This window comes from Methylorubrum sp. SL192 (genome assembly GCF_026672325.1).
Taxonomy (GTDB): Bacteria; Pseudomonadota; Alphaproteobacteria; order Rhizobiales; family Beijerinckiaceae; genus Methylobacterium; species Methylobacterium extorquens.
The window spans coordinates 168,146-193,093 of the sequence record NZ_JAPPQV010000003.1 but is presented as its reverse complement, the minus strand read 5'-3'; the positions used below and the strand labels follow the sequence as shown (position 1 = coordinate 193,093).

The window sequence follows — 24,948 nt, the reverse complement described above, 5'->3', positions numbered from 1 at the left end:
ACCATGCAGGCCTCCAACAACCCCCTCGCCGTCACGTTCTTCTTCATCTTCATGGCGCTGACGCTCGGCATCACCTACTGGGCCGCCCGGCGCACGCGCACCACGGAGCAGTTCTTCGCCGCCGGAGGGCAGATCACGGCCTGGCAGAACGGCTGGGCGCTCGCGGGCGACTTCCTCAGCGCGGCCGCGCTGCTAGGCATTGCCGGCATCATCACGTCGCATGGCTTCGACGGCTTGATCTACTCCATCGGCTTCCTGGTCGGCTGGCCGATCATCTCGTTCCTGATCGTCGAGCCGCTGCGCAACCTGGGCAAGTTCACCTTCGCCGACGTCGTCGCCTACCGCTTGCGGCAGCGCCCGGTGCGGATGGCCGCCGCCATCGGCACCTTGACCGTGATCCTGCTCTACCTGATCGCCCAGATGGTCGCGACGGGCTCGCTGATCAAACTCCTCTTCGGCCTGCCCTACACCGCCTCGGTCATCGTGGTCGGCACCGCCATGCTCATTTACGTGATCTTCGGCGGCATGCTGGCGACCACCTGGGTTCAGGTGATCAAGGCGGTGCTCCTTTCGCTCGGCGGACTCGTTCTGGCGCTCCTCGTGCTCGCCCATTTCGAGATGAACCCGCTGCGCCTGTTCTCGGCGGCGGCCGACAAGTACGGCGAACGCGTGCTCCAGCCGGGCTCCAAGGTCGCGGGAAGCGGGTGGGACGCGATCTCGCTCGGCGTCGGGCTGATGTTCGGCACGGCCGCGCTGCCGCACATCCTGATGCGCGCCTTCACGGTGCCGGATGTGAAGGAGGCCCGGATGTCGATCCTCTACGCCACCGGCATCATCGGCTCGTTCCACCTCCTCGTCTTCGTGATCGGCTTCGGGGCGATGGTTCTCGTCGGGCCCGAGGCTGTCACAAAGGCGGGCGGCGGCGGCAACATGGCGGCACCGTTGCTCGCCCTCACGGTCGGCGGTAACGGGTTCTTCGGCTTCATTTGCGCCGTCGCCTTCGCGACCATGCTGGCGGTCGTCGCGGGCCTGACGCTCTCCGGTGTTGCCACGGTCTGCCACGATCTCTGGGTCAACGTCGTCCGCAATGGCCATGCCCCGGAGCGCGAGCAGCTCACCGTTGCCCGGATCGCGACGGTCGCCATCGCGGTCCTGGCGGTGGTTCTCGGAATCGTCTTCGAGGGCCAGAACGTCGCCTTCATGGCGGGGCTGGCCTTCGCCGTCGCCGCGGCCGCCAACTTCCCGGCCCTGCTGCTGTCGATCACGTGGAAGCGGTTCACGACGGCGGGCGCGGTCGCCAGCATCCTGATCGGGACGTTCGCCTCGCTGCTGCTGATCAGCCTCTCCCCCACGATCCAGGTCGATGTGCTGGGGCGGAGCCTCGCGGAGGTCTCGCAGGCCTGGTGGTTCGTCCCGATGAAGAACCCGGCCCTCATCAGCATGCCGCTGTCCTTCCTGGTGGCGATTGGCGTCTCGCTCGTGACCAAGGAGGATGCGGCCGACAGCACCTTCCAGGAGATGCGCCGGAGGATCATGTTCGGTGCGTCGCGGACGGCCTACGCCGGCCGCTGAACCCTCGGCCCGGGGCTATCCCTGGACGGGGCGTCGAAGGACGCCCCGTCCATGGGCGTTCGGGTGTCGGCCGCTCAAGGCTGCACGCCGAGCCGGGCGGCGACGCGCCGGGCGGTGGCCGTGCGGCGTTCCGTGATCGCCGCCACCGCGGCGCGGGCCTGTTCGAGGATGGCCGGCGGCGCCCTCTCCGGGGTGCCGCTGTCGAAGGGCGGCTCGGGCGCGTAGGCCATGTAGAGCTGGATCGCCTTCGCGGCGTCCTCGCCGCGCAGCTCCGCGGCCAACCGCAGGGCGCCGTCGATCCCGGCCGTGACGCCCGCCGCAAACACCCATGTGCCGTCGACGACCACCCGCTGGTCGACGGGGATCGCGCCGAAGTAGGGCAGCAGATCGAACGAGGCCCAGTGGGTCGTGGCGCGGCGGCCTCTCAGGAGGCCCGCGGCCCCGCAGAGCAGGGCGCCGGTGCAGACCGAGAAGACGCTCCGCGCGCCGCCCGCCTGGCGGCGGAGCCAGGCGAGGACGGCCTCGTCCTCCATCAGATCCTCCTGGCCGAAACCGCCGGGGACGTGCAGCACGTCGAGTTGCGGCGCGTCCTCGATCGCCGCGTCCGGCGTCAGCTTCAGGCCGCGAACGTCCCGGACCGTCTCGGCCGTCTTGCCGTAGACGCGGTAGGTCGCGTTCGGGATGCGCGACAAGACCTCGAACGGGCCGGTGAGATCGATCTGGTCGACGCCTTCGAACAAGAGGGAGCCGATTTCCAGGTGAGTGTCGGGCGGGATCATGTCTGCCTCCGGTGGACAGCCGAAGGGTACTCGGGCAGGTTCTGGCGCGGATGCCAAAGAACCCTCGTTTCCCGCCAAAACCGGTGCGGTCCGTGGAGGTGCTCGCCTTTCCGGGCGTGCAGGTGCTCGACGTCACCGGTCCACTTCAGGTCTTCGCCTCCGCCAACGAGCATGCCGCCCGCGACGCAGAGGGGCCGCCCTACCGGCTCCGGGTGGTCGCGAAAAGCGGCGGCACCGTCGCGTCCTCCGCCGGCCTCGCGCTCGCGGCGGAGCCGCTGACGCCGATGCCGGAGGCGGTCGATACCCTGATCGTGGCCGGCGGGCCCGGCGTCGATGCGGCGGCCGACGATCCCGAACTGCTCGATTGGCTGCGTCGGCGCACCGCGCAGGCGCGACGGGTCGCCTCCGTCTGCACCGGTGCCTTCATCCTGGCGGCTTCGGGTATCCTCGACGGCCGGCGGGCCGTGACCCACTGGTCGTACTGCGACGCCTTCGCCCGGCGCTTCCCATCCGTGCGCGTGGAGGCCGATCCGATCTTCGTGCGCGACGGCCCCGTCTGGACCTCCGCGGGTGTGACGGCCGGGATCGACCTCGCGCTGGCGCTCGTCGAGGCGGATCTCGGCCGGGAGACGGCGCTGGCCGTGGCACGCTACCTCGTCGTCTTTCTCAAGCGTCCGGGCGGTCAGGCGCAATTCAGCGCGGCCTTGTCACTTCAGACGGAGGGGGACCGCTTCGACGCGCTGCATCGCTGGATGCGGGTGAATCTCGGCGCAGACCTGTCGCTCTCGGCCTTGGCTGCGGAGGCGGGGATGAGTGAGCGCAGCTTCAGCCGGCATTACCTCAAGGAGACCGGGCTTACGCCGGCCAGAGCCGTCGAACGGCTGAGGGTCGAGGCCGCCCGCCAGATGCTGGCGGAGACCCATCGGCCGATCAAGCGGATCGCGCACCATTGCGGCTTTGCGTCGGAGGAGACGATGCGCCGAAGCTTCCTGCGTCTGCTCGCGAGCACGCCGCAGGACTATCGCTCCCGCTTTGGCATCGATCCGCAGATCAAGGCCTTCGCGTGAGCCGCGCCGAACATCCTCTCACCTGAGCCCGAGCCTCGTAGCGGACGGGCGGCCCTGGCGCCCAGCGGCTCCTTGGAGTTGGCGGTGCAAGGTCAGGAATGGATCAGGCGTTCGCACTCTTCTTGATCGGCCGCGCACTCCTCGTTTCCGCACAGTCGGTCGACGCTTAAACTTCGAGGTGGCATCGGATCAGAGCGCATTGCCCGATCGAGATGGGCTCAGAGACATGCAACTTCGGGCATGCAATTTCGGCTGCCTATGCGTGATCGGCGCGTCTCCGGGGGACAAGCCGGTTCGGATGTGCGCCGACCTTTGCACGAAGCTTGCAGGTTGCTGAGGCGCCAATCAGGAACCTGGGGTGCGCCGCGGAATGGATGGAAGCCTCAAGGGCGCGTCGAGCACACACTGGCGGACGCAGGAGATGTTCCTCGTCCAGGAGGTCATGAACCTGATCGGCAAGGGCCTGCGGCTCGATCAGGTCGCGCGGGAGATGCTGCATCTCCTGTCCGAGATCGTGGGACTGAATCGGGGACGGATCGTCCTGAAAGACCCCGACGGCAAGGGACACCGCATTGCCTACGCCTATGGACTGACCCGCGAGGAGGTCGCGCGAGGCCGCTACGCGCCGGGCGAGGGCATCACCGGACGCGTCATCCAGGACGGTCACCTCATCATCGTGCAGGACATCGACAAGGACCCGACCTTCCTCGGGCGGGCGGTGGCGCGGGCGCAGCTTCCCCGCGGCGCGGTGTCGTTCCTGGCGCTGCCGATCCGGGTCGATCACCGGACGGTCGGCGCCATTGCCTGCCACCGCATCCGCCACCGGGAGCGAGCGCTCTCGGACGACCTCACCATCCTGCGCATCATCGCCACGATGGTCAGCCAGTTGCTGACCCTGAACGAGCGGGTGGAGCAGAAGACGCGGGCGCTCGAGGAACACAACGACATGCTGGCGCGCGAGCTGCGCATCAAGCGCGCCCGCTACGGCATCATCGGAACCTCGCCCGCGCTGCTGCGCGCGCTTGCGCAGGTGGAGAAGGTCGCGAGCGCGACCGCGAGCGTGCTGCTGCTCGGCGAGTCCGGAACCGGCAAGGAGCTCTTCGCCCGGGCGCTCCATCTCGCAAGTCCGCGCCGAGACCGGCCCTTCATCAAGGTCAATTGCGCGGCGATCCCCGACAGCCTGTTCGAATCCGAGCTGTTCGGGCACGAGCGCGGCGCCTTCACCGGGGCCGTCGATGCGCGGGCCGGCTGGTTCGAGCAGGCGAGCGGCGGCACGATCTTCCTCGACGAGATCGGCGAGATGCCGGCGGTCCTCCAGACCAAGCTGCTGCGCACCCTTCAGGAGGGAACGGTCGTGCGCCTCGGCGGCAAGCGCGAGATCCGGGTCGATATGCGCCTCGTCGCCGCGACGAACCGGGATCTCGCCACCGAGGTCGCCCACGGCCGCTTCCGAGAGGACTTGTTCTACCGCCTCAACGTCGTGCCGATCACCCTGCCGGCGCTAGCGGAGCGGCGCAGCGACATCCCCGATCTGGTGCTGCACTTCCTCACCCAGGCGAACCAGAACAACCAGCGCAACGTCAACCTGACCCAGGACGCGGTCGCGCATCTCGCCCGCCAGTCCTGGCCGGGCAACATCCGCCAACTCGCCAACTTCATCGAGCGGCTCGTGCTGCTGGCGAGCGAAGGTGTCTTGGACGTCGAGGACGTGCGTCCGATGCTCGAAGGCGCCGTCGTCACAGCGCCCCCCCTGCTCGCTCCCGCCTCGGCCCCGTTCTTCTCGCCCGAACGGGAAGCGGCGTTGCGCGCGATGGGCACCGTGCGCCCCTACCTGCCGGCCGACTCGCACGGCCACGAACAGTTGCGCATGGCCCTGGCCCAGGCCGGCGGCAACAAAACGCGGGCGGCCCAGCGGCTCGGGCTCACCGAACGCCAATTCTCCTATCGCTGGCGCAAGCTCCAGCCGGCCCCCTGACCTGCCTCCGCCAAACCCGACAATGTCGACAAAGTGTCGACATTCGTCGACACCTCATCCGGAGGAGACGTTCACGGATTTTCGCTAAAACACTGAAAAAAATCAGCAATATGAAATAGTCGCGTGGGCGTCCGATTTGGCACCCGCTTTGCGCAAGTCCCTCCGAGCCGGCCCCGACGAAGACGGGGGCAGGGCACGAACAGGAGTTGCCGATGAGCGCGAGCGCCGCCCCCACCACCGTCACCACCTACTTGCGTCCGATCGACCGGGACGGCCTGATGCAGTTCGCCGAGAAGGGCCGCTGCAATCCCGGCTCGCGTGGCACCAACAAGGTGCACACCGTCGTCGACGGGCAGTACCGCACCCTCAGCTATGTCGGCGACCACCAGCCGGTCGTGGTGGACGAGCCCCTGCACCTGTTCGGCGAGAACACGGCGCCGGCGCCGGGTGAGATCGTGCTCTCGGCCCTCGGCGGCTGCCTCGCGGTCGGCATCACCGCCGTCGCGACCTGGAAACAGGTGCGCCTCTCACGCCTCGAACTGCATCTCGAGGGCGACATCGGCAACCCCGCCGCCTGGGGCGCGGGCGGCGCCGAGAAGCGGCCGGAAGACATGGGATTCCAGGAAATCCGCGTGGCCGTGACCATCGAGGGCGATGCGAGCCGCGAGGAACTCGACGAGATCGTGCGCCACGCGAATGTCTACTCGCCGGTGGCCAACTCCATGCGAAACCCGATCGCCTTCAAGATCGGCTTGGCTGGCTGACCCGCAGGGCGGGACCGAACGGTCCCGCCGCCTTCCCCGATCCTTGAGGAGACTGCACGATGTCGAGCGCCCTCGCTCTGCGGCCGGTGGATGATGCCGTCGGGCCGGTGCCGCCTGCCACGCCGAACCGCCCCGATTGGACCGACGAGGCCGTCCTCGCCGGAGCGAAGGCCATCGCCGATGGTCCGTTATGCGCCGCGGCGGCGGAGATCGACCGCGGCGCCTACCCGCTCGAGATCCTGGGCCGGCTCGGTGGCGCGGGCGCGCTCGCCGTGCATCTCGACCGGCACGGAGGGCGCTTCGGCCTCTCGGTGGCGGCCATGCAGGCGGCGAGCCGGGCCTGCGGCGCCACCGGCTTCCTGATGTGGTGCCACGACGTGTGCGGCCTCTACCTGGAGCAGTCGGGCAATTCGGCCCTGACCGGCGCGGTGCTCGACGATCACGCCGCGGGTCGCAGCTTCGGAGGCACGGCGCTCTCCAACCCGATGAAGGCCTTCGCCGGGATCGAGCCGATCCTGCTGCGCGCCCGCCGCGTCCCCGGCGGCTACCGGGTCAGCGGCATGCTGCCCTGGGTCAGCCATATCGGGCCGGGCCAGTATTGCGGCGCCATCGCGGGTGTCGTCGGCGCCAACGATACGATCAGCCACGAGATCATGTTCGTGCTGGCTTGCGACCGTGCCGAGTTGCGGCCCTGCCCGCACTTCTCCGGCATGGAGGGCACCAGCACTTGGGGTGTGCGGCTCGACGATCTCTTCGTCGGGCATGACGATCTCATCGCCGATCCGGCACGCCCCTTCATCGGACGCATCCGCGGCGCCTTCATCCTGCTTCAATGCGGCATGGGCCTCGGCGTGGCCGAGGGGAGCCTCGACGCCATGCTGACGGTCGAGGAGACGCTGGGCCACGTCAATCAGTTCCTCGACGATCGGCCCGACGCCATCGCGGCCGAACTCGCCGAGCTGCGCGCCCGCGTGATGCGGCTTGCCGAGACGCCCTATGACGGTTCCACCGACTACCTGATCGACGTTCTCGACGCCCGCGCCCAGGTCTCCGAACTCGCCTTGCGCGCCTCGCAATCGTCGCTGCTGCACCAGGGCGCCCGGGGCTACCTGATGTCGGCCGCACCCCAGCGCCGGATCCGCGAGGCGCATTTCGTCGCCATCGTCACCCCCGCGATCAAGCATCTGCGCTGGGAGATGGCCCGGCTGTCGCGAGAGACGCTGCCCACCGTGACCGAAGGGAGCCGGGCATGAGCCTCCCTGAGCCCACCGACGGCCTCGGCCCCTGGCAGCTTTTCCTCTGCCGGGCCTGCGGCCTGATCTATGACGAGGGCGAGGGCGACCCCGATAGCGGCCTGCCGCCCGGCACCCGCTTTGCCGACATCCCCGATGACTGGGCCTGCCCGATCTGCGGCGTCACCAAGTCGGATTTCGAGCCCTACCAGCGGCGTGCGCCTGTCGCTCCGGTGCCGGCCTCCTTGGTCCCGCAGCGCCGGCCCGGCGTGGTGATCGTCGGTGGCGGAATCGGCGGTTGGAGCGTCGCCGAGGCGATCCGGGCCGAGGATGCGGAGTTGCCGATCACCCTGGTGAGCGCGTGCGACGGCAGCCTCTACCACAAGCCGGAACTCTCGGTGGCCCTCGGGCGCGGCCTGACACCCGACGCGCTCCGCCGTGAGACGGGCGCCGCGGCGGCGGCACGCTTGTCCCTGCGCCTGATGGCCGACACGGTCGCGGTCGGCCTCTCGCCCGAGCGCCACGCCTTACGCACGACGCGCGGCGCGCTTCCCTACACCCATCTCGTCCTCGCCCACGGGGCGCGGCCGGCGTTGCCGGACTGCCTCGACCCCGCCCTGTGCTGGCGGGTCAACGACCTTGCCGGGTGGTCTTCGCTCCATGCCGAGCTCGCCCGCGGCCCCCGCACGGTCGCGGTGATCGGTGCCGGCATGGTCGGCTGCGAACTGGCCGAGGATCTGGCCCGCGCCGGACATGCCGTCACGCTTCTCGGGGCCAAGGCGCTGCCGCTGCCCGAACTCCTTCCGGAGCAGGCCGGACGGCGCCTGCTGGCGGGCCTCGAAGGCATGGGCGTCCGTTACCGCGGCGAGAGCCTCGTGAGCGGCCTGAGCCGCCGGCCGGACGGCACCGTCGCGCTTGCCCTCTCGGACGGGACGAGCCTGGCCGCCGCGACCGTGATCGCCGCGACCGGCCTTGCCACGCCCTCGCGCCTCGTGCGGGGAGCGGGCCTTGCCTTCGACCGCGGCATCGTCGTCGATCCGGCGACCCTGCGCACGAGCGGGCCGGACATCTTCGCGTTGGGCGACTGCATCAGCATCGCGGGGCGGCCCTGTCGCTTCATCGAGCCCATCGCCCGCCAAGCCGCGGTCATCGCGCACGCGATCCTCGGCCGGGCTCATCCGGGCTACGCGCACGCCGCCCCGGTCATCCGCCTGAAGACCCGCTCGGCGCCGATCGCGCTGCACGGCACCCCCGTCGCCGACCGCCCCTGGCACGTCGTCGAAGAGAGCGAGCACCGGCTCGCGATGGAGCAGCGGCAGGGCGGCGACGTCACCGCCTGGCTCGCGGCCTGAGCCTGCCGACAATGTCGACAAAGGATCGACATTGTCGAAGGCGCGAGAACCGACCGAGCCGCCCCCACAGGCGGCAAGTCGCTGGCCCAAAAGCAGAAATAAAAAATCCCAGCGGTTGGCGCGACTGTTGCTGAGAAATTCTTACTTGCCCTGCCGGAGACCGCGATGGCCCCGTTCGACAATCCCTTCGATGCCAAACGCCGTTTCGCACGCGGCGGCTGCTCCTGCGGTTCGCACGCGTCCCAGGCCGCGCACGAGGCGGCCCTGCCCAGCGGGGACGCCGCGATCGAGCGGGCCGTCGAGGCGACGATGATGCGGGCTCTGTTTCCGCATCAGGCGGAGCGCCGCGCCTTCCTGCGCAGCGTCGGCCTCGCGACGGCGGCGGCGGCCGTCAGCCAGTTCCTGCCGACGAAATTCGTGGCCGAGGCCTTCGCCGAAGCGGGCAAGCCGGAGAAGACCGACCTCAAGATCGGCTTCATTCCGATCACCTGCGCCACGCCGATCATCATGGCCAAGCCGATGGGCTTCTATGAAAAGCAGGGCCTCAACGTCGATGTCGTGAAGACCGCCGGCTGGGCGGTCGTGCGCGACAAGACCCTGAACAAGGAATACGACGCCGCCCACATGCTGGCACCGATGCCGCTCGCCATCACGATGGGGCTCGGATCGAACCCCGTTCCGTTCGCCGTGCCGGCGATCGAGAACGTCAACGGGCAGGCAATCTGCCTCGCGAATAAGCACAAAGACAATCGCGACCCGAAGAATTGGAAAGGATTCAAGCTCGCGATTCCGTTCGATTACTCGAACCACAACTACTTGTTGCGCTACTACCTCGCCGAGCACGGCGTCGATCCCGACACGGACGTGCAGCTTCGCTCGGTACCGCCACCCGAGATGGTCGCGAACCTGCGTGCCGACAACATCGACGGCTTCCTCGCGCCCGACAACGTCGTCCAGCGCGCGGTCTATGACGGTGTCGGCTTCATCCACATCCTGTCGAAGGAGATCTGGGACGGGCATCCCTGCTGCTCCTTCTCGGTGGCACAGGACACGATCCGCGACATGCCGAACGCGACGGCCGCGATGCTGCGCGCCATCCTCCAGGCGACCGCCTACGCCTCGAAGGCGGAGAACTGCAAGGAAATCGCCGCCGCCATCGCGCCCGCGAACTACCTCAACCAGCCGCTCACCGTGGTGGAGCAGGTCCTCACCGGCACCTATGCCGACGGGCTCGGCAGCGTGAAGAAGGACCCGAAGAGGGTCGCCTTCGACCCGTTCCCCTACGAGAGCTTCGCGATCTGGACGCTGACCCAGATGAAGCGCTGGGGCCAGATCAAGGGCGATGTCGACTACGCGGCGGTCGCAAAGCAGGTCTACCGCGCCACCGACGCCGCCAAGCTGATGCAGCAGGACGGACTGACCCCGCCGGAGGCCACCACCAAGACCTTCGTGGTCATGGGCAAGACCTTCGATCCGGCCAAGCCCGAGGAATACCTCGACTCCTTCAAGATCAAGCGTGCGAGCTAGAGCCATGCAACGCACGCTCTCGCTGCGCGCCGGCGTCCTCTCCCTCGCGCTTCTCGCGCTGATCCTGCTCGGCTGGCAGATCGCGGTCAGCGGCACCGCCCGCACCGAGGCCATGGACCCGGAATACGCCGCCCTGATGGGGCAGGCGGCCACCACGGGCAAGTCGGCCATGCCCGGCCCGCTGGATGTCGGGGCGACGATCTGGAAACACCTGAAGGATCCGTTCTACGACCGCGGGCCCAACGACAAGGGCATCGGGATCCAGCTCGCCTACTCGATCGGCCGCGTGGCGCTCGGCTACGGCCTCGCGGTGCTGGTGGCGATCCCGGTCGGCTTCCTCATCGGCATGTCGCCGCTGATGAGCCGGGCGCTCGACCCGTACATCCAGATCCTGAAACCCGTCTCACCCCTCGCCTGGATGCCGCTCGCCCTCTACACGATCAAGGATTCGAGCCTGTCTGCGATCTTCGTGATCTTCATCTGCTCGATTTGGCCGATGCTGATCAACACGGTCTTCGGCGTCGCGGGCACGCGCAAGGAATGGCTCAACGTCGCCAGAACCCTGGAGGTGAGCCCGGTTCGGCGCGCCTTCACGGTGATCCTGCCGGCGGCGGCCCCGACGATCCTCACCGGCATGCGCATCTCGATCGGCATCGCGTGGCTCGTCATCGTGGCCGCCGAGATGCTCGTGGGGGGCACCGGCATCGGCTACTTCGTCTGGAACGAGTGGAATAACCTCTCGATCACCAATGTGATCACCTCGATCCTGGTGATCGGCCTCGTCGGCATGGTCCTCGACCAACTTCTGGCGCGGGCGCAAGCCCTCGTCACCTTCCCGGAGTGAAGCGATCCATGAGCACGCTCCTTCCGTTCGCGCGGCGCGCCCGCCGCTCCGCTTCCCAAACGGCTGATGCCGGGACCAGCCGCATGTCGACGACTGAAAAATTCATCTCCATCGAGGGGATCGCCCGGCGCTACCCGGCGCCGGGCGGCAAGGCCACGACGATCTTCGAGAACCTGTGGCTGCCGATGCGCCGCGGCGAGTTCGTGTGCATGATCGGCCATTCCGGCTGCGGCAAGACCACGGTGCTCAACATCCTCGCCGGGCTCGATGCACCGAGCGAGGGCGTCGTCATCGTCGACGGGCAGGCCATTACCGGCACGAGCCTCGACCGCGCCGTGATCTTCCAGGGCCACGCCCTGCTGCCCTGGCGCAGCGTGCTCGGCAACGTCGCCTACGCGGTGTCCTCGCGCTGGCGGAAGGCGAAGCGCTCCGAGATCGAGGCACGCGCCCGCAAGGCGATCGCTACGGTGGGTCTGGCCGGCTCCGAGCACAAGCGTCCGTCGGAATTGTCGGGCGGCATGAAGCAGCGTGTCGGCATCGCCCGGGCGCTGGCGATCGAGCCGAAGATCCTGCTGATGGACGAGCCGTTCTCGGCGCTCGACGCGCTCACCCGCGGCACGCTGCAGGACGAGGTGCGCCGGATCTGCGTCGAGACCGGGCAGACGGTCTTCATGATCACCCACGACGTCGACGAGGCGATCTATCTCGCCGACCGGATCGTGCTGATGACGAACGGGCCGGAGGCGAAGGTCGCCGAGATCGTCGAGAACCCGCTGCCCAAGAACCGCGACCGCGCCCAGCTTCACCACGCGCCGGGCTACTACGCCTTGCGCAACCACCTGATCGACTTCCTCGTGACCCGCTCCCGAACCCTGCGGGACGCCATGCCCGAGGGCTACGACCCCCGCCATCCGCCGGTGGTGCGCCCCGCGCTCAGCGAGGCGGACGCCGCCGCAATCGCCGCCGAGCCGCCGGCCCGGCGAGCCTGATCCCGGCGCCGGCACCTCGCGGGTCGTGTCTTCGGGATCCATGAGCCCGCTTCCCGGAGCGAGCCGCTCCACCGGGTCGTCTGGATGTGACGACGCCTGCGCGCCAAGTCCTGGCGCACAATCGACGGCCGGTTCCGGCCCTGGATCGCGAAGGGGCTGTTCGAGGCTCTGATGCGAGTTCTGGCCTGTGGCCAGCGGTGGCGCTGCGGATGTCGGTCCGATCCACGGCTGGCGCTCAGGTCCGCTGTTGAAGCTTGAGGCGACCTGGATGTGAAAGCGTGGCCCGGAAGCGCTGAGGCCTACGGCCGGATGCTGTGGTCATTCGCCTGGACCGAAAGTCACATCGAGATTGGAGCGCATTGAGACGGCTCGCTGAAATTATATTAGAAACACCTAAACAAGGTGGATCTAACGTTATGGACTGCGAGCCCGTGGATGCCGTTACGCCGACCGATCTGCTGCGACTCCAGGACAAGGCGGCCGACGCCGCGCGCCTGTTGCGGCTCCTCGCCAACGAGAAGCGCATGCTTATCCTGTGCCTCCTGCTCGCCCGCGGTGAGATGGACGTGACGAGCCTCAGCGAGGCGGTCGATCTCAGCCAATCGGCCCTGTCGCAGCACCTCGCCAAGTTGCGTGAGGACGGGCTGGTCGCGTTTCGGCGCGAGAGCCAGACCCTGTACTATCGACTGGAGGACCCCAGGGTCGCCCGGCTGCTCGCGACCTTGAAGGATATCTTCTGCCCGGAGACCGGCTGAGCGTGCCGGGCACCGCACCCCTCCGCTCGCAGCGCCGCCAGTGACGCAGACGGGCTCATGGCGCACCCGCGGGTCGCCGGAGCCGTACGGGTTGGACGCAAACAGTATCAGGCTGCCGCTGTCTCGGGCGCTGCTTCGGCTGGCCCTGGAGCCAGCACCCGCATGGCGTTGAGAATGACCGCGACGTCGATGGCTTCCTGGAGCAGCGCGCCCTGAAGCGGCGTCAGGTAGCCGAAGGCTGCGGCGACCATTCCGGCGAGCGACAATCCGAGGCCGACCCAGACGCTCTGAAGGGCGATGAACTTGGCCCGGCGGGCGATGCGGATTGCGCCCGGAAGCGGGGCGAGGCTATCGACGAGCAGGACCACGTCGGCGGCTTCGGCCGCCGCGGCCGCGCCCCGCACGCCGAGCGCCACACCGAGATCCGCCGCGGCCAGCGCGGGGGCGTCGTTCACGCCATCCCCGACCATCATCACAGGACCTCGCGCCCGCTCGGCCGCCACCACCGCGGTCTTGTCCGCCGGATCGAGGTCGGCGGCGATGGCATCGATGGGCGCTCCCGCGACGAGCGCTTCCGCGATCACGCGCCGGTCGCCCGTCGCGAGTACGATGCGCCGGATGCCGCAGGCCCGCAGGGCCGTGAGCGTGGCGGCGCCGTCCGCGCGCAGCGGGTCCGTCAGGTACAGCCTGCCCGCTGGGCGGCCATCGACGGCCACGAGCACCGTCGCCGCCGCACCGCTCGTCGCGACCGGCGGCTCCTCGGCCGGGAAGGTCAGCCCCATCCTGTGCATCAGGCGCGGCCCCCCGACCGTGACCGAGGCGCCCTCGACCGAGCCCGTTACGCCTTCCCCCGGCACCTCCTCCGCTCGTTCCGGCTGCGCGAGATCGAGCCGCTGACTCAGAGCTTCGTCGACAAGAGCCCGCGCCGTCGGGTGGGCTGAGACTTGATCGAGGGAGGCGGCGAGCCGAAGCACCTCTGCCTCGCCGAACGGCGGGAAGGCCTCGATGGCCGAGAGATGGGCCGTGCCCTGGGTCAGCATACCGGTCTTGTCGACCACGAGGACGCTGACCTCGGCCAGCGTCTCTAGGGCGCCCCCGCCCTTGATCAGCACCCCACTCCCGGCCGCCCGCGACAGGCCGGAGACGAGGGCGACCGGAACCGCGAGGATGAGCGGACACGGTGTCGCGACCACGAGGACGGCGAGGGCGCGCAGCGGATCTTGCGTGACGGCCCAGGCGCCGCCGGCGAGGGCAAGGGTGACGGCGAGGAAGGCGAGGCCGTAGCGATCGGCCAAGCGCACCATCGGCGCCTTCTGTTCGCGCGCGGCCTCGACCAGGCGAACGATACCCGCATAGGTGCTCTCCGCTGCCCGGCGCTCGGCCACCAGCGAGAAGGGTGTCCCGACATTGACGGAGCCGCTCAGCACAGCGCCTCCCGCTTCGTGGATGACGGGCAGCGCCTCGCCGGTGAGGCTCGCTTGGTCGAGCACGGCGCGACTGGCCACGACGCGCCCATCGACAGGGACGACGTCGCCAACCCGGACCAGCACGCGGTCGCCCGGGACGACCGCGTCGATGGGCACCTCGTGCACGCCTGCGCCGTCCTCGCGATGCGCGGTGCGCGGCTGCCGTGACAGCAGCGCGGTCATCTCCCGGGCCGCGCGTCCCGCCGCGAAGGCTTCGAGCGCCTGACCGCCCGCATACATCAGGGCGATGACGACGCCGGCAAGCGGCTGCCCGAGTGCGACGGCGCCGCTCATCGAGAGAAGCGCGACGAGGTCGAGGCCGACATCGCCCTTCAAGAGGCTCGTGACGACCTCACGGACAAGACTGGCGAGCACGACCAGGGTCGGGACGGTCCAGGCCCAAAAGGCAAGGTCCGGGGCGCCGAGCGCTTGTGCGGCCAACCCGGCGCAGAGCCCCGCGAGCGGAAGCACCGCCTGCCACCGATGCAGCGCTTGCCGCCACCAGCCGCCATCGGCAGCCGCTTCGCCTCTCGCGGTCGTCGATCCTGGGCGGGTCGCGTCGATGGACGCTGGAACAGGCATGCCACTCGATCAAACGCGACCAGCTCGGCCGAGGCAAGATAGGGTCATACCCCCCGTTCCGGAGAGCGCCAGCGTTGCGGCCTTGGCCTCGGGCTTCCGCTCGATGTTTGACGTCGCATCGAGCTCGCGCAGCAGGCTGCCGCTGGCCTGCGGGGGTTCAGCATGCCAGCGGACGCTCGCATCGAACTCGGCAGCAATGCGCTGGTTGTCGCGCACCTGTGTGAAGCGAATCCCGCTCCGCCGTCACAGGGATCATCGGGCGTCTCCTTCTTTACGGTAAATTAGATATTGCTAATTAAGTGTCATCTAATTATGGCTCGGTTGGATGCGGGGGCATCCGGCCCAAACGACCCCGCAGCCTTCATACGGAGCCCATAGCGCCGGCAGGTTTGTCCCTGTGGCAGTTCGGGAGAGATCATCATGGACGGCTTCACGCCACTCAGCGCCACCCTCGGCGGCGTCATGATCGGCGCCGCCGCTGCCCTGTTCCTGCTTCTGAACGGACGGATCGCCGGCATCAGCGGCATCCTTGGCGGTTTGCTCGCCCCTCCTTCGCGCGAGACGGGATGGCGGGCCGCCTTCCTGGCCGGTCTGGTCCTGGCGCCGCTGGTCTATGCCGGCTTCGGAGGAAGCCTGCCGCCGGTGACGGTCGATGCCTCGTTCCCGCTCCTGGTGGTCGCGGGCCTGCTGGTCGGGTTCGGCGCGCGCCTCGGGGCCGGCTGCACCAGCGGCCACGGCGTCTGCGGCATCGGTCGCGGCTCGCCCCGCTCCCTCGCCGCCACTGGCACCTTCATGGCCGTCGCCATCCTCACCGTCTTCGTCACGCGTCACCTGCTCGGAGCCTGAGCCATGGCCAGAGCCGTTTCCGCATTTGCCGTCGGCCTGTTATTCGGGCTCGGCCTGCTCGTCTCCGGCATGGCCAATCCGGCCAAGGTCCTCGCCTTCCTCGACGTAACCGGACGCTGGGATCCGAGCCTCGCCTTCGTCATGGCGGGCGCCGTCGCGGTCTCGGCCGCCGGCACCCTCGTCGCGCGGCGGCGCGGCCGGCCGCTGCTCGCGTCCCGGTTGGAGATCCCGACCCGGCGTGACCTCGACCCGCGCCTGATCGCCGGTGCCGCGGTCTTCGGCGTAGGCTGGGGCTTGGTCGGCCTGTGCCCCGGACCGGCGCTGACTCTCCTGACGGTCGCGCCGGCCCCCGCCGCGACCTTCGTGGCCGCCATGGTCGTCGGCATGCTGCTGTTCCGCCTCGTGCCCTCGGCGGCCTCGAAGCCGACGGCCGTTCAAGGGGCTGACGCGTGATGTCCGGCTTGCTCACATCCGGTCTCGCCACCGGCCCGGGTGGGATCGTTGGGGCGATCCTCGGCCTCGTCAGCGGGGGCGGCTCGATCCTCGCGGTCCTCGCCTGATCTACGTGGTCGGCGTGAGCTCGCCGCACGTCGCCATCGGCACCAGCGACCTGGCGGTCTCGGTCAGCGCGGCGGGCAATCTCGTTTCGCAATAGCGGGCCGGGAATGTGAAGTGGCGATGCGCGGCCGCGTTCTCGCTTGCAAGTGTCCGCGACGGAGGATGGAGCGGACTGACACCTCAGGCGGAAGAGGTGTGCTTCTATTCATCCGGGCCCCATCCTCTCAAAAGTTGGAGCCTCCCGGGAATCCGGAGCGGTTCAGTCCCGTTTGATCAAGCCGGAGTGTTCGTACTCTGCGAGAAGAGGCTGAAGCTGCCTTGATCGGGTGACGGCGGCGACGAGAGGGATGACCATGTTCCGCCTTCTCCCTCGGTTGTGTGCCCTGCTCCTCGTCGCTGGGCTCGGCTTGCAGGCGCAGGCGCAGCCGGCCGCGCCCGCTGCAGTCCCGGTCGGGACGGCCTTCGCTCAACGCAAGGCCATCGATCAGGCACTCGACTTCGTTGGGCGCGTCGAGGCGGTCGGTCGTGTCGAGGTGCGCGCGCGCGTTGTCGGCTTTCTGGATGCCGTCCAATTCAAGGAGGGAGAGCCGATCAAGGAGGGGGCGCCGCTCTACCGGATCGAGCCGGACCTGTTCGAGGCCGCGGTCAAGCAGGCCGAGGGCGCACTCGAGCGCACCAGGGCCGCCGAACTCCTGGCAGCCATCCAGTTGCAGCGGGCGCAAGACCTACTCGATAAAAGCTCCGGGACCGTCGTTGCCCGCGATCAGGCCCGCGCCGCGCGGGACCAGGCGAAGGGCGCCGTCATGGGTGACGAGGCGAGCCTCCAGACGGCGCGGATCAATCTCGGCTACACGCAGATCTTCGCGCCGATTTCCGGCCAGATCGGCCGCACCAGCGTCACCAAGGGCAACGTGGTTGGGCCCGACAGAGGCGCCCTCACCACGATCGTCAGCCAAGACCCGATCTACGTCACCTTCCCGGTGAGCCAGCGCGAGTTCCTGCGCTACCAGCAGGGCGAGGCGCGCCCAGACCGGAGCAAGATCGGAGTCCGGATCCGTTTTCAGGACGGCTCGGAATACGGTCAGATCGGACGGGTCGACTTCGTCAACATCAGCGTCGACCGCGCGACCGACACGGTCGTCGTGCGCGCCACGATGCCGAATCCGGCCGGTGCGCTTCGCGACGGGCAACTCGTGCGCGTCAACCTTCAGGCCGGGCAGCCGGAGCAGAAGGTCGTCGTGCCGCAATCCGCCCTCATCGCCGACCAGGGCGGCGTCTACGTGTTCGTCGTCGAGGAAAGCCGGGCCAAGATACGGCGCGTCAAACCGGAGCCTGGCGGCACCGGAACGGACGCGGTCATCGCGGAGGGCCTCTCGGGCGGCGAGGTTGTCATCGTCGATGGGCTGCAGCGGGTGCGGCCCGGGATCCTCGTTCAGGCGACCCCGGCCAGCGAGACGGCCAGCAGGATCTGACGTCCATGTTCTCCGCCATCTTCGTCGACCGGCCGCGCCTTGCGGTGGTGATCGCCATCGTGATCTCGATCGCGGGCGCGCTGGCGCTCCTGACGATCCCGGTGGCGCAGTACCCCGACATCGTGCCGCCGCAGGTCTCGGTGACCACGACCTATCCGGGCGCATCCGCGGACGTAGTGGAATCGACGGTCGCGCAGCCGATCGAGTCCCAGGTCGTCGGTGTCGACAAGATGATCTACATGAAGAGCGTCAGCGGCAACGACGGCAGCTACACGCTCACCGGCTCGTTCGAGCTCGGTACCGATCCCGACATCAATGCGGTCAACGTCAACAACCGGGTCCAGATCGCCCTCGCCAAGCTGCCCGAGGACGTTCGCAAGCAGGGCGTCACCGTCAAGAAAAAATCCTCGGCCCTTCTCGGCGTTCTGGCGGTCTATTCGCCAAAATCGACCCAAGACCCGCTTTTCATCTCCAACTACGTCACGATCAACCTGCTCGACCGCATCAAGAGCACGCCCGGCGTCGGCGATGCGACGCTGTGGGGCCCGCAGGATTACGCGATGCGAGCCTGGGTGCGCACCGACCAGCTCACCGGGCTCAGCCTGACCACGGGCGACGTCATCGGGGCGATCCAGGCCCAGAACGTGCAGGCGCCGGTCGGGCGGATCGGTGCCCGGCCGATCTCGGACGAGCAGCAGCTTCAGCTCAGCATCCAGACGCAAGGGCGCCTGACCTCCGCGGAGCAGTTCCGCAACATCGTGTTGCGCACCAACCCGGACGGGTCGGTGCTGCGCCTCGGCGACGTGGCGAGAGTCGATCTCGGCGCGGCCAATCTCGACCGTGAGACGCGGCTCAACGGCAGCCCGGCGACGGTGATCGCGATCTACCAGTCACCCGGCGCCAACGCCCTCTCGACCCTGAAAGAGGTCGAGAGGCGGGTCGGAGAGCTGGCGAAGACCTTCCCCGAGGGGTTGGCCTGGAAGGTTACCTACGATCCGACCGCCTTCATCACCGAAACGGTGCACGAGGTGCAGAAGACCCTGGTCGAGGCCTTCGTGCTCGTTGTGATCGTGGTGTTCCTGTTCCTCGGTAGCCTGCGCGCCACGCTGATCCCGACGCTGGCCGTGCCTGTCAGCTTGATCGGCACCTTCATCGTCCTCAAGGCGGTCGGCTACTCGGCGAACTCGGTCTCGCTTCTCGCCCTGGTGCTCGCCATCGGGATCGTCGTCGACGACGCCATCGTGGTGGTCGAGAACGTCGAGCGCGTGATGGAGGAGCACCCGGAGCTGTCGCCCCGGGATGCGACGAAGCGGGCCATGGCGGAGATCACCGCCCCGATCATCGCCATCACGCTGGTCTTGCTCTCGGTCTTCGTGCCGGTCGCCTTCGTGCCCGGCATCTCGGGCGAGCTCTTCCGCCAGTTCGCGGTCGCGGTCGCGGTCTCGATGTTCATCTCGGCGATCAACGCGCTGACTCTGTCGCCGGCTCTCTGTGGCGTGCTGCTGCGCCCGCACCACGGCCCTCGCCGGGGTATTATGGGCATGGTGATGCGCTCCATCGACCGGGTCAGCAACGGCTACGGTGCCGCCGTGGCGCGCATCGTGCGCTTCTCGATCCTCGGCCTCGTGCTCGCCGGCGCCGCGGCCTACGGCGCGACCGAACTCGCGAAGCGAACCCCGACCGGCTTCCTGCCCGAAGACGATCAAGGCGCCTTCTTCGTCGTGGTGCAGTTGCCGGAAGGCGCATCGGTCGGGAGGACCTCCGAGGTCGTGGCCCGGGCCGAGCAGATCCTGCGGCAGGAGCATGCGGTCGCTGACACCACCTCGGTGATCGGCCTCAACTTCATCGACAACTACTCCCAGGGCAACGCGGCCTTCCTGGTCGTGACCCTCAAGCCGTTCGAGGAGCGCAAGGCTGCCGCGGACGGGGCGGCGGCCATGATTGCGCGCCTCGGCCAGCAATTCCGGGAGATCCCCGGAGGCACCGTCGTACCGCTCGCTCCTCCACCCATCATCGGCCTCGGCACCGGCGGTGGCTTCAGCTACGTGCTGCAGGATCTGCGCGGTGGCGATCCGAAGGAGCTCGCTCAAGTCCTGCGCGGCTTGGTCGTGGCAGCGAACCAGGATCCGCAGCTCAACCGCGTGTTCAGCACCTTCTCGGCGACGAACCCGTCGGTCTATCTCGATATCGATCGCGACAAGGCGCAGGTTCTCGGAGTGCCCCTGAGCGCCGTGTTTCAAGCGCTACAGGCTTCGCTCGGCGGCTACTACGTCAACGACATCAACCTGTTCGGCCGTACCTGGCAGGTGCAGGTTCAGGCGGAGGCCGCCGACCGGACCAAGATCGACGACATCTATCGGATCAACGTGCGAAACAAGGACGGCGAGATGGTGCCGCTGCGCTCGCTCGCGGAGGTCCGGATCGTGGTGGGGCCGCCGGCGCTGATCCGCTACAACAACCTTCGCGCCGTCACGATCCAGGGCTCGCCCGCGCCGGGCGTCTCGTCCGGTCAGGCGCTCGCCGCCATGGACGGCGTTGCGGCCCGGACCCTGCCTGCGGGCTTCGGCGGCGAGTGGACGGACACCGCGTTCCAAGAGAAGCGCGCCGAGGGCAAGACCGCCATCATCCTGGGCTTCGCGGTCCTGTTCGCGTTCCTGTTTCTGGTCGCGCTCTACGAGAGCTGGACCATCCCCGTCCCGGTGCTGCTGTCGGTCACGGTCGGGATCGCCGGGGCCTACGCGTCCATGGTGTGGGGCAAGCTCACCCTCGATCTCTATGCGCAGATCGGCATGATCGTGCTCATCGGGCTGGCTGCCAAGAACGGTATCCTGATCGTCGAGTTCGCCAAGGAGCAGCGGGAGAAGGGCGTTCCGCTTCAGAAGGCTGCCACCGAAGGCGCGCGCCTGCGCTTCCGCCCGGTGATGATGACCTCCTTCGCCTTCATCCTGGGCCTGCTCCCCCTGGTCATCGCTGTGGGAGCCTCGCAGCTCGCCCGACGCAATGTCGGGACGCCGGTCTTCGGCGGCATGATCGCCGCGTCATTCCTCGGCATCTTCGTGATTCCACCCCTCTACGTCCTGTTTCAGGGCCTGCGCGAGCGGGCCTGGAGCCTCATGAGCCGCAAGGGAGCGAAACAGCGGGCGGAACCGCCGGCTGAAGGCGCAAGCGGCGCCCCGAAGCACTTGCCGGCCGAGTGATGCGATCGACCCCTTCGATGCGGGCAGGTGGGAGCATGACGATGCACGATATCGAGCAGGTCATCCCGACCACGAAACCCGATGCGGGTCGGCCCCAGGCCGGGACCGCCAAGAAGCTCAAGAAAAAGGACTACGAGAGGGAATTGCACACCCTACAGGTCAAGCTGTGCCATCTGCAGGACTGGGTCAAGCGAACCGGCGCCCGCATCATCATCGTGTTCGAGGGCCGCGATGCGGCCGGCAAAGGCGGGACGATCAAGGCCATCACCGAGCGGGTCAGCCCGCGCGTGTTCCGCGTCGTCGCGCTGCCGGCACCAACGGACCGGCAGAAGTCCCAGATGTTCATCCAGCGCTACATCGAGCATTTCCCGGCGGCCGGCGAGATCGTGATCTTCGATCGGAGCTGGTACAACCGCGCCGGCGTCGAGCGCGTCATGGGCTTCTGCAGCGACGCGGAGTATCGCCGGTTCCTCGACCTCTGCCCGCGGATCGAGCGCTTCATCGTCGATGGCGGGACCCAACTCATCAAATTCTGGCTGGAGGTTGGAAAGCAGGAGCAGAAGCGGCGCTTCCTGGCACGGATCGAGGATCCCCTCCGGCAGTGGAAGCTGAGCTCGATGGACCTTGAATCCTACGAGCGCTGGTACGCGTTCTCGAAGGCGCGCGATGCGATGCTGGCGGCCACCGACACTGACGACGCTCCCTGGCACATCGTCCGCTCCGACGACAAGCGGCGGGCGCGCCTCAACTGCATCACTCACCTCCTCCGTCTGATCCCCTACAGGGAACAGAAGCACGACGCGGTGACGCTGCCGAAGCGCAGCAAGGAGGATGCGTACGACGATACCCTCAGGAACAGGCGCTTCGTCACCGAAAGGTACTGAGGTTGGGATCGCGCCGGCAAGCTCCAGGGCAATCCCGGGGTCGAGGCGCGGCCGAGCGCCGGCCGGGCATGAGGCTGCGTGTCTCACAAAAAAACGCCCACTGCGCCGCCAGCGCGAGTGGGAGGGCGCCTGTGTCCGGGCGTCTCGTGAGGCACTCTTAGCCCAGCGTCGACGTCGATGGTCATGCCGGGCTCGGTACCGACGCCCAGGAGAGCTTCGCGGCGCACCGGCTTGGAGTTGACCGGCTGTTGGAACCGGCGCGCCGACAACTAGCCCCCCATCGAAGACGAGGCGCAACGGCCTGCCCACCCTGTCGGACTAAGCCCGTCGTTATCGCGCGGCCATGGCTACCATTCTGAAGGTCGGTGGAACCTATGCGCTGCGTGTTTCCCAGGTGAGCAAGAAGCCCACGTCACCTGGCATGCCGTCGGGAAAGTCGACAATTACGGCCTTCAGACCGTAGCCGGCCGGCTGCAGGCGGTCCCGCCAGAACTCGAAAGCTTGGCGCGGGCGTCCGGTCAGGGTCTCGGGCCAACCTTTCTCGAAATTGTTGATGGCCCGTCCGCCGTCACTGCACATCACGTTCGGGAAACGCATCACGAGAAGTTCGTTCTTGCCCTGCTCGGCCGCGATCCGGAGCTTGTACAAGAGCGACGTCATGATCTCGTGCACCTTCTTAGGCGTGACCTCGATGGTCTCGGACAGAGCCTTGATGAGCTCGGCCCGCGCCTCTTCGGCTCGATCCTCGGTCTGCAGGGCCTTCGCGGCCTTCAGTTTGGCCGTATAAGCGCCGAGTTCGGCGGCGGACATGAAGCTCTCGTCGCCAAGCTCGTGTTCGGTCTGTGGATTCGTCTTCAGCGCTTCCATGGCGAACTCCTGTTGTTCATAAGGCCGGTTCGCGCTGGACCTGGGCCAGCGCTTCGCACGTTCCGCGCGCGATCGTCATCTCCTCGTCCGCCGGAATGACCCAGGCAGCGGGACCCGGCCCTCGGGTCACCTTCGGGCCGCCGGAAGCATTGGCCGCCGCGTCGAGTTCGAAACCGGCCCAGGCGGCTCCCCGCAGAACTTCGGCCCGTGTGGCGACGTCGTTCTCACCGATGCCGCCGGTGAAGATGAGGGCATCCAGGCCGCCGAGTGCCGCCACCAGCGAGCCGAGCTCCCGCTCGATCCGGTAGACGAAGAGGTCGATGGCCCGCTGCGCATCGGGATCGGTCGCCGCGAGGGAACGGAGCCTGCGCATGTCGTGCGACAGGCTGGAGACCCCGAGCAGGCCCGATTGCGTGTAGAGCATCCGCTCTGCCTCGTCCGGGGCGAGCTTCATCTCCCGCATCATGTAGAAGACGACCCCGGCATCGAGGCTACCGCAGCGCGTTCCCATGGGCAGTCCGTCGAGTGCGGAGAAGCCCATCGTGGTCGCGATGCTCTGCCCGCGCTCCAGGGCACACAGGCTGGCGCCATTGCCGAGATGAGCGACGACGACGCGGCCGGTGGCAAGGGCGGGGTCGTACTGCGCCAAGACCGAGGCGATGTGGGCGTAGGACAGGCCGTGGAAGCCGTAGCGGCGCACCCCCGCCTCGGTCATCGCGTGCGGTAGGGCAAAAAGCTGTGCGATTTCCGGCTGGTTGCGGTGGAATGCGGTGTCGAAACAGGCAATCTGGGGGAGGTCCGGGAAACGCCGCCGGAGGATCCGGATCGGCGCCAAGTTGTGGGGCTGATGGAGCGGAGCGAGCGGTACTAGGCGCTCCAGCGCCTCCAGCACCTCCTCGTCCACCCGCACCGGCCTGCTATAGGCCCTTCCGCCATGGACGACCCTGTGCCCGGCGGCGGCGAGCCGGAAGCCGCTGCAATGCTCACGCAGCCAAGCCGCCACGTGCAGGAGCGCCTCCTCGTGGCCGGACAGGCTTTCACGGTGGAAGGCCTGGTCGGCGACAACCGTCCCGGCGCTGTCCCGGATCAGCAAGTGGGGCGAACCGTTGAGTTCCTCGAACACACCCTTGAAGATGCGGCATGGATCCGCGGTCTCGCCGAACGCGAACACTTGGAATTTGAGGCTCGAAGAGCCCGCGTTCAGTACAAGCAGGACCGAGGTCATCGCCTAGACCTCCGGAAGGGGCCGGCAGGCGCGCTGGGCGGCGGCGAACAGTGAGGCGACCGCACAGGAGGCGAGACGCGTGAGCCGAGAATCGGCCCGGCTCGTCAGGATGATCGGGACCCGAGCCCCAAGCACGATCCCGGCCGCGTCCGCACGGGCCAGGAAGGTCAAGCTCTTGGCCAGCATGTTGCCGGCTTCCAAATCGGGGACCACGAGAACGTTGGCTTGGCCGGCCACCGGTGAGTGGATCTTCTTGATCCGTGCCGCTTCGGGGTCGATGGCATTATCGAGGGCAAGAGGGCCGTCTAGGATGCCGCCGGTGATCTGACCCCGGTCGGCCATCTTGCAGAGGGCCGCGGCATCGAGGGTCGAGGGCATCTTCGCGTTGATGCTCTCCGTGGCCGACAGGATGGCGACCCGCACCGAAGCGACGCCAAGGGCTTGTGCGAGGTCGATGGCGTTCTGCGTGATGTCGCGCTTTTCCTCCAACGAGGGCGCGATGTTGACCGCGGCGTCCGTAATGATCAGGGGCGTCGCATGGCCCGGCACGTCCATGACGAAGCAGTGGCTGACGCGGCGAGCTGTCCGTAGGCCGCCGTCCCGGCGCACCACCGCAGCCATCAACTCGTCGGTGTGGAGGCTCCCTTTCATAAGGGACTCGGCCTCGCCGGCGCGCACGAGAGCAACGGCCTTCTGAGCGGCCTCGTGGCTGTGACCGGCGTCGACGAGCCGGAACGCGCCGATATCCGCATCGAGTGCGGCCGCGGCGGCGGCGATCTTTCCCGGTGGGCCTACCAGAATCGGTTCGACGATTCCGAGCGCGGAGGCCTCGAGCGCCGCCCCCAATGTGGCCGCGTCGCAGGGATGGACGACGGCGACCTGAAGCCTCGGCAGCGCCTGGGCAGCCACGATCAGACGGTCATATTTCTCGTGTCCGCGGGTTTCGACCGCTGCCTGTTCGATGGTCGCAATCGACACCCTGGCCTCCTCTGACA

General features: G+C 68.2%; 21 protein-coding genes and 1 pseudogene. 16 read left to right on the top strand and 6 right to left on the bottom strand.

Translation table 11 applies throughout. The features are described 5' to 3' along the window. Nucleotides 1–3 precede the first annotated feature (3 nt). Nucleotides 4–1,572 carry a solute symporter family protein gene (locus OVA30_RS01880; RefSeq protein ID WP_268174423.1) on the top strand — a complete coding sequence of 523 codons (1,569 nt, stop codon included), beginning with the start codon at nucleotides 4–6 and terminating at the stop codon, nucleotides 1,570–1,572. A gap of 74 nt (nucleotides 1,573–1,646) precedes the next feature. Here the strand turns inward: OVA30_RS01880 and OVA30_RS01875 are convergent, their stop codons facing one another. After that, nucleotides 1,647–2,351, bottom strand: a complete 705-nt coding sequence (locus OVA30_RS01875) for a DJ-1/PfpI family protein (RefSeq protein WP_015821797.1) — start codon at nucleotides 2,349–2,351, stop codon at nucleotides 1,647–1,649. Nucleotides 2,352–2,401: 50 nt separating this feature from the next. Here OVA30_RS01875 and OVA30_RS01870 point away from each other — a divergent pair, with 50 nt between their 5' ends. The 9 genes from OVA30_RS01870 (at nucleotide 2,402) to OVA30_RS01830 (ending at nucleotide 12,856) form a co-directional block, all read left to right on the top strand. Further along, nucleotides 2,402–3,418 carry a GlxA family transcriptional regulator gene (locus tag OVA30_RS01870; RefSeq protein ID WP_268174421.1) on the top strand — a complete coding sequence of 339 codons (1,017 nt, stop codon included), beginning with the start codon at nucleotides 2,402–2,404 and terminating at the stop codon, nucleotides 3,416–3,418. Nucleotides 3,419–3,788: 370 nt separating this feature from the next. Next, nucleotides 3,789–5,393, top strand: coding sequence for a sigma-54 interaction domain-containing protein (locus OVA30_RS01865; RefSeq protein ID WP_268174420.1), 1,605 nt, complete (start codon nucleotides 3,789–3,791; stop codon nucleotides 5,391–5,393). 212 nt (nucleotides 5,394–5,605) lie between these two features. Further along, nucleotides 5,606–6,157 carry an OsmC family protein gene (locus tag OVA30_RS01860; RefSeq protein WP_012252811.1) on the top strand — a complete coding sequence of 184 codons (552 nt, stop codon included), beginning with the start codon at nucleotides 5,606–5,608 and terminating at the stop codon, nucleotides 6,155–6,157. 59 nt (nucleotides 6,158–6,216) lie between these two features. Then, nucleotides 6,217–7,410, top strand: coding sequence for an acyl-CoA dehydrogenase family protein (locus OVA30_RS01855; protein ID WP_268174418.1), 1,194 nt, complete (start codon nucleotides 6,217–6,219; stop codon nucleotides 7,408–7,410). Next, entirely contained in the window at nucleotides 7,407–8,741 is a 1,335-nt protein-coding gene (locus OVA30_RS01850; RefSeq protein WP_268174417.1) for an FAD-dependent oxidoreductase, read from the top strand. Before OVA30_RS01855 ends, OVA30_RS01850 begins: the two co-directional genes overlap by 4 nt. Nucleotides 8,742–8,906: 165 nt before the next feature. Further along, nucleotides 8,907–10,268: a CmpA/NrtA family ABC transporter substrate-binding protein gene (locus OVA30_RS01845; RefSeq protein ID WP_268174415.1), complete on the top strand. Its 1,362-nt coding sequence runs from the start codon at nucleotides 8,907–8,909 to the stop codon at nucleotides 10,266–10,268. 4 nt (nucleotides 10,269–10,272) lie between these two features. After that, nucleotides 10,273–11,112: a nitrate ABC transporter permease gene (gene ntrB / locus OVA30_RS01840; RefSeq protein WP_012252807.1), complete on the top strand. Its 840-nt coding sequence runs from the start codon at nucleotides 10,273–10,275 to the stop codon at nucleotides 11,110–11,112. Between the two features lie 8 nt (nucleotides 11,113–11,120). Next, a complete protein-coding gene (locus OVA30_RS01835; RefSeq protein WP_268174414.1) occupies nucleotides 11,121–12,101 on the top strand; it encodes an ABC transporter ATP-binding protein in 981 nt (326 codons plus the stop codon). A gap of 431 nt (nucleotides 12,102–12,532) precedes the next feature. Continuing rightward, nucleotides 12,533–12,856: an ArsR/SmtB family transcription factor gene (locus tag OVA30_RS01830; RefSeq protein ID WP_268177444.1), complete on the top strand. Its 324-nt coding sequence runs from the start codon at nucleotides 12,533–12,535 to the stop codon at nucleotides 12,854–12,856. Nucleotides 12,857–12,963: 107 nt separating this feature from the next. Here OVA30_RS01830 and OVA30_RS01825 read toward each other — a convergent pair whose 3' ends face one another. Then, the gene (locus tag OVA30_RS01825) at nucleotides 12,964–14,904 is read right to left on the bottom strand and encodes a heavy metal translocating P-type ATPase (protein WP_268174413.1); all 1,941 of its coding nucleotides are present in this window, start codon (nucleotides 14,902–14,904) and stop codon (nucleotides 12,964–12,966) included. Between the two features lie 9 nt (nucleotides 14,905–14,913). Further along, the gene (locus OVA30_RS01820; protein ID WP_268174412.1) at nucleotides 14,914–15,120 is read right to left on the bottom strand and encodes a hypothetical protein; all 207 of its coding nucleotides are present in this window, start codon (nucleotides 15,118–15,120) and stop codon (nucleotides 14,914–14,916) included. Between the two features lie 204 nt (nucleotides 15,121–15,324). On the opposite strand from OVA30_RS01820, the gene OVA30_RS01815 reads away from it, so the two are divergent. The 6 genes and pseudogenes from OVA30_RS01815 (at nucleotide 15,325) to ppk2 (ending at nucleotide 21,861) form a co-directional block, all read left to right on the top strand. Next, on the top strand, nucleotides 15,325–15,750 hold the full coding sequence (locus OVA30_RS01815) for a YeeE/YedE family protein (protein WP_268174411.1): 426 nt from the start codon (nucleotides 15,325–15,327) through the stop codon (nucleotides 15,748–15,750). A 3-nt stretch (nucleotides 15,751–15,753) separates the two neighbouring features. Further along, nucleotides 15,754–16,203: a DUF6691 family protein gene (locus OVA30_RS01810; protein ID WP_268174410.1), complete on the top strand. Its 450-nt coding sequence runs from the start codon at nucleotides 15,754–15,756 to the stop codon at nucleotides 16,201–16,203. Further along, a pseudogene (locus OVA30_RS01805) lies at nucleotides 16,203–16,402 on the top strand (hypothetical protein); the annotation flags it as partial. The gene OVA30_RS01810 and the pseudogene OVA30_RS01805, both read left to right, overlap by 1 nt. Before the next feature lie 259 nt (nucleotides 16,403–16,661). Then, complete coding sequence (locus OVA30_RS01800; RefSeq protein ID WP_268174409.1) at nucleotides 16,662–17,780, top strand: efflux RND transporter periplasmic adaptor subunit; 1,119 nt, start codon at nucleotides 16,662–16,664, stop codon at nucleotides 17,778–17,780. A gap of 5 nt (nucleotides 17,781–17,785) precedes the next feature. Beyond that, a complete protein-coding gene (locus OVA30_RS01795; protein ID WP_147019384.1) occupies nucleotides 17,786–20,977 on the top strand; it encodes an efflux RND transporter permease subunit in 3,192 nt (1,063 codons plus the stop codon). A gap of 41 nt (nucleotides 20,978–21,018) precedes the next feature. After that, nucleotides 21,019–21,861 (top strand): polyphosphate kinase 2, encoded by an 843-nt coding sequence (ppk2, locus tag OVA30_RS01790; protein WP_085857605.1) that lies wholly within the window; start codon nucleotides 21,019–21,021, stop codon nucleotides 21,859–21,861. A gap of 372 nt (nucleotides 21,862–22,233) precedes the next feature. On the opposite strand, the gene OVA30_RS01785 is transcribed toward ppk2, so the two are convergent. Genes OVA30_RS01785 through OVA30_RS01775 form a run of 3 tightly spaced genes read right to left on the bottom strand, consistent with a single transcriptional unit; the run spans nucleotide 22,234 to nucleotide 24,931 of the window. Then, nucleotides 22,234–22,728, bottom strand: a complete 495-nt coding sequence (locus OVA30_RS01785) for a hypothetical protein (RefSeq protein WP_012251878.1) — start codon at nucleotides 22,726–22,728, stop codon at nucleotides 22,234–22,236. A gap of 16 nt (nucleotides 22,729–22,744) precedes the next feature. Further along, entirely contained in the window at nucleotides 22,745–23,953 is a 1,209-nt protein-coding gene (locus OVA30_RS01780) for an acetate/propionate family kinase (protein ID WP_268174408.1), read from the bottom strand. 3 nt (nucleotides 23,954–23,956) lie between these two features. After that, nucleotides 23,957–24,931, bottom strand: a complete 975-nt coding sequence (locus OVA30_RS01775; protein ID WP_268174407.1) for a phosphate acetyltransferase — start codon at nucleotides 24,929–24,931, stop codon at nucleotides 23,957–23,959. Nucleotides 24,932–24,948 lie beyond the last annotated feature (17 nt).

Bases quoted from the DNA above. Each gene is read 5' to 3' on its own strand.
- OVA30_RS01815 (WP_268174411.1), top strand. From the start codon at position 15,325: ATGGACGGCTTCACGCCACTCAGCGCCACCCTCGGCGGCGTCATGATC.
- OVA30_RS01855 (WP_268174418.1), top strand. From the start codon at position 6,217: ATGTCGAGCGCCCTCGCTCTGCGGCCGGTGGATGATGCCGTCGGGCCG.
- ppk2 (WP_085857605.1), top strand. From the start codon at position 21,019: ATGCACGATATCGAGCAGGTCATCCCGACCACGAAACCCGATGCGGGT.
- OVA30_RS01800 (WP_268174409.1), top strand. From the start codon at position 16,662: ATGTTCCGCCTTCTCCCTCGGTTGTGTGCCCTGCTCCTCGTCGCTGGG.
- OVA30_RS01875 (WP_015821797.1), bottom strand. From the start codon at position 2,351: ATGATCCCGCCCGACACTCACCTGGAAATCGGCTCCCTCTTGTTCGAA.
- OVA30_RS01780 (WP_268174408.1), bottom strand. From the start codon at position 23,953: ATGACCTCGGTCCTGCTTGTACTGAACGCGGGCTCTTCGAGCCTCAAA.
- OVA30_RS01850 (WP_268174417.1), top strand. From the start codon at position 7,407: ATGAGCCTCCCTGAGCCCACCGACGGCCTCGGCCCCTGGCAGCTTTTC.
- OVA30_RS01860 (WP_012252811.1), top strand. From the start codon at position 5,606: ATGAGCGCGAGCGCCGCCCCCACCACCGTCACCACCTACTTGCGTCCG.
- OVA30_RS01785 (WP_012251878.1), bottom strand. From the start codon at position 22,728: ATGGAAGCGCTGAAGACGAATCCACAGACCGAACACGAGCTTGGCGAC.
- OVA30_RS01795 (WP_147019384.1), top strand. From the start codon at position 17,786: ATGTTCTCCGCCATCTTCGTCGACCGGCCGCGCCTTGCGGTGGTGATC.
- OVA30_RS01870 (WP_268174421.1), top strand. From the start codon at position 2,402: ATGCCAAAGAACCCTCGTTTCCCGCCAAAACCGGTGCGGTCCGTGGAG.
- OVA30_RS01845 (WP_268174415.1), top strand. From the start codon at position 8,907: ATGGCCCCGTTCGACAATCCCTTCGATGCCAAACGCCGTTTCGCACGC.
- OVA30_RS01835 (WP_268174414.1), top strand. From the start codon at position 11,121: ATGAGCACGCTCCTTCCGTTCGCGCGGCGCGCCCGCCGCTCCGCTTCC.
- OVA30_RS01865 (WP_268174420.1), top strand. From the start codon at position 3,789: ATGGATGGAAGCCTCAAGGGCGCGTCGAGCACACACTGGCGGACGCAG.
- OVA30_RS01810 (WP_268174410.1), top strand. From the start codon at position 15,754: ATGGCCAGAGCCGTTTCCGCATTTGCCGTCGGCCTGTTATTCGGGCTC.
- ntrB (WP_012252807.1), top strand. From the start codon at position 10,273: ATGCAACGCACGCTCTCGCTGCGCGCCGGCGTCCTCTCCCTCGCGCTT.
- OVA30_RS01880 (WP_268174423.1), top strand. From the start codon at position 4: ATGCAGGCCTCCAACAACCCCCTCGCCGTCACGTTCTTCTTCATCTTC.
- OVA30_RS01825 (WP_268174413.1), bottom strand. From the start codon at position 14,904: ATGCCTGTTCCAGCGTCCATCGACGCGACCCGCCCAGGATCGACGACC.